General features: G+C 47.1%; 4 protein-coding genes. All 4 read right to left on the bottom strand.

Annotated features, from left to right (window positions below; all coding sequences use genetic code 11):
* Positions 1-1,997, bottom strand: a 1,997-nt coding sequence (locus ACFIKR_RS08935; protein ID WP_375659601.1) for a phage tail tape measure protein, incomplete at its 3' end; no start/stop codon positions are given.
* A gap of 131 nt (positions 1,998-2,128) precedes the next feature.
* Positions 2,129-2,542 (bottom strand): hypothetical protein, encoded by a 414-nt coding sequence (locus ACFIKR_RS08930; protein ID WP_375659600.1) that lies wholly within the window; start codon positions 2,540-2,542, stop codon positions 2,129-2,131.
* A gap of 9 nt (positions 2,543-2,551) precedes the next feature.
* The gene (locus tag ACFIKR_RS08925; protein WP_015856800.1) at positions 2,552-3,070 is read right to left on the bottom strand and encodes a phage major tail tube protein; all 519 of its coding nucleotides are present in this window, start codon (positions 3,068-3,070) and stop codon (positions 2,552-2,554) included.
* Positions 3,071-3,073: 3 nt separating this feature from the next.
* The coding region (locus ACFIKR_RS08920) for a phage tail sheath family protein (protein WP_375659599.1) at positions 3,074-3,673 on the bottom strand (600 nt) is incomplete at its 5' end.

Below are 3,673 nucleotides of genomic sequence, written 5' to 3'. Positions count from 1 at the left end.
ATCCAACTCGCTAAATCTTCCCCAGCTTGTTCCATACTTGCCTTGGCATCATCAGAGAGCTTTTCGCGGGCAAAAAAGCTTCCCAACCAGCTCCAAAAGTTGGAAAGGCTTTGTTTAAACCCCTCCCACACATTGCCAAACCACCTGCCAACAACGTCAAGTCCTTGTTTGAACTTTTGCCAATGTTCAGAGAAATCAAAAGCATTGGCGATTATATTTTTCCAACGCGTAATGGTGGTGGTATCAGCACCAAAAAAGCGCATGACAGCTTCAAAGGCTTGCCCAAAAGCCCGAGATACCCCCCGTGCAAAGCCCTTCATAAAAGAAGAAAAACGGTCCCAATATTTCCACAAAGCAAAACCAGCAGCCAGTATGACCGCCACAACAGCAGCAACCACAGCCCCTATTGGGGTAAAAATACCCCCCACAACAGAGGAAATACCCGCCCCAACCACTTCGATCACTGTCCCAACAGAGCCAAAAGAGGCAGCAAATGCACTTCCTGAGACAGCAATCCCCCGTAAAGCCCCGACCAACAAGGTCATGGGGCGTAAGAGTCGGAGTGAACTTGCCCCAAGACCCGCGGTTAGCAAGCCCAGCGAGCGCCCTGCGGCTGTTAAGCCACGCCAGCTTGCAGCAACACCACGACTGAGTACTCTAAGCTTGATAAAAGACGTGATCAATTGAAGAAGCCCAAGGCGTGTCCCAGCAAGAGTAAAGCGCAAAACCCGTAGAGCAATATTAAAAGCCATAAGGGCAGCAATGGTTTTGATAATGGCGCTTGTTAAAGTTGGGTGCGCATTCGCCCACGCCATCAACCCATTGGTAAAATTGCCAACACTTTCCATGAGACTGTTGAGGGGGGGCAGAAGCACTTCACCAATGGTAATGCCCAAAGCCACAATGCGGTTTTGTAAGAGTTCAAATTGCCGCATGGCGCCGGTTGCTTGTTTGTCCGCCTCTTGTTCTACGGAGCCTTTAAAGACTTGTGGATCTTTCACATAATCTAAAGCTTGCCCTAACAATTCGGGATTGCCCACCAATTTGGCAAAATCACCAGTAAAATCGCGCCCAGCAATGGCAATCAGCGAACGCATACCCTGTTCAGATTTCGCTAAAACATCAAAAAAGCGTACCAAGGTACCGGTGGCATCTTTGTCCAGATCTTGCATGAATTTTTCGCGGGAAAGCCCGATATTGGCAAAAGCATCTTCAATATGTTTGCCTCCTGCCTGAATACGGGCACTCATGGCATTAAAACCACGCGCGGCACTCTCTGGAACAATCCCAGCAGAAATCATCGCCGTGCCAAAAGCTGCTGTTTCCCGTGCGGTGAGCTTAAACATGGTTGCCGCACCGGTGGCACGATTGGTAAAATCAGACACTTCACTTGCCTTGGCAGCCATGTGGTTAGAGAGATGATTGATGGCATCGCCTAGATCTTCAATGCCTGCCTGATTAAGCTTAAAGACATTGCGCAATTTGGCAAAGCGCTCCCCAATCTGATCTCCCGTCATATCAAAAGCAACAGCCGCTTTGGCAGCATAAATGCTAAAAGCTTCTAGATCTTGTTCGCCAATTCCTGCTTGGCTGGCACTGGTCATCAGTTCCAAAACTTCACGCGCCGCTAGCGGAATCTTGGTGGAGGTTTCAAGCGCAAAACGGCGCAATTCCTTTAAGCGATGAAGGGGGGCGTCCAGAACCTTTTCCAAGCCCTTCATCGATTGATCAAATTGCATGGCTTTATAGAGGGGTGCAATTAAGGTTGCTGTTTGCGCAATGGCACCCACCATACGCCCGCGTGCTTGGATAAAAGCATTTTCCGCATTCTTTGTCGCATCCTCAAGATGCTGAGGGTCAAACCACCCTTTAAAATGCTGCCTTGTCTTGTTTTGGAAATGCGCAACCTCTGAACTGAAGGATGCAAGATCACGCTTGGCAGAAGCTATCCCCTCTTGCAGATGATTGACAAAACGCACAACAAGGGAAACATCCATGACGATTCTTTATCCTAACTGATGGCTTTCATATTCTTGAGCTTTAAGGCGCGCCAGTTCTTCTCGATAGGCAATCACATCCAGCCAATCCATCTGGTTAATTTCTGAAGGCGCCCAGTGATAATAAAGGGCTAGCTCTGCTCCAAATTGTCCGGCAGAGAGGATTGGCGTTGCGTAAAAAAAGCAAAAAAAGCCTTGAAGGCAGCAATAATGTCAACAACATCAAGACGATTAATCAATTCAACCGTTTCATGAGACATATCGGCTAAAAGCACGGCTATTCCTTCCATAGCCTCATGGGTAAATAAAGCCTCACAAAGCTTAAGAACAAGAATATCATTGCCCAATGTTTTTTTATCGTTTTCTACAGCGGGTAGAACGAGCTCTACCAACTGCGGTCCAATCAACACCGCTAATTGGCGTGCTTGCTTGAAGTTTGGGCGATAAAAGGTTAGTTTCTTGCAGAGAGTTTCTTTGCCACCTTTATCTTGATAAAGAAGCGGAACCTGCAATTCCACGTCAATGCTGGTTTGTAAACTTGTCATGATCAATTCCTATAAATTGAGAATAGAGCGGCGGCGAGAACCGATCTCTTGCCCATTGCGGACAAGCCAGCCGCCCCGTTTAAACGAAAAGCGGTGCAAAACAGAACCATCCCAAAATTCCGTATAGTCCCAAACATTTTTGATCTCGCAATCATAGCCTGTAGCTTTTCCAGCTGTTAAGCCTTCACTATCCACTTTGACTAAGCGCCCTGTAACATCAATGGAATGCTCATGCTCGCGTCCATCTTCTTCAGAGATCACATGTTTTTTGCCGGTAAATTTATGACGAAGACCAGGAGGACCACCAAAGATGCCGATAATTTCGGGGGTGTGGCTGCGGATTTTCATTTGTAAACTCAAAGCTTTCACACCAAGACCGCTCACATCAATTTGCATATCAGAGCCGCCTGGTTGATAGGTTTCGGTGATTTCTTCCAACGTGGGCAGTTTCAATGTTTCAAGATCAAGGTGAAGATTCACATCATCATCAACAATCAGCGTAAAACCGCGTACAATGCGTAAAGTCATGCTCTAACTCCTTGCTGCTTTGCGATAAGTTTCAAGCGTATCGCCAAATTGATAAGTCATTTTCTTTTGGATATCTTGCGCCAACCGATCAAAATAAGCGCTATTGCGCCGACTGCCGAAACTCAAATCTTCTAAAGGTGGCACTTCTTCTGCATCAAACTCGACCCGCAATTTTCCCAATTGTAAAGTGCTGTTGGAATTTAAATCGCGGTCAAACCAAACCCGCCCACCCAAAAGCGCTCCACGCGCAATCAGATCATCAAGAAACTGTGTGAGGCTGCGGGTAATGGCAATAACATGTTGACCGGTCAGATTCTCGTCATTGGCCCAAGGGCGGAAACTGTTAATGATCGTTTTTTCCAATGCTGCACGGGTGCGCACCACATTGACAAAACGCCACAATGGGTCACTGGAGGTGGTATGATTTCCCCATAAAATACGTCCATTGGCAGCTACTTCTCCCTGCCCATTTTGACTAAGTCGTGCTGGAATAAAGGTCGCAATATCGGCTTGGTTAAGGCGATTTGCCTCATGATCGATTTCGCCATCAAAATAGCTAATCGGGCGCGCCGTGCCTAAAATGCCATACACATCTTGGTTGGA

Source organism: Bartonella sp. MR30HLJHH, assembly GCF_042194195.1.
Lineage (GTDB): Bacteria > Pseudomonadota > Alphaproteobacteria > Rhizobiales > Rhizobiaceae > Bartonella > Bartonella grahamii.
This window is presented reverse-complemented; position numbering and strand designations above follow the sequence as displayed.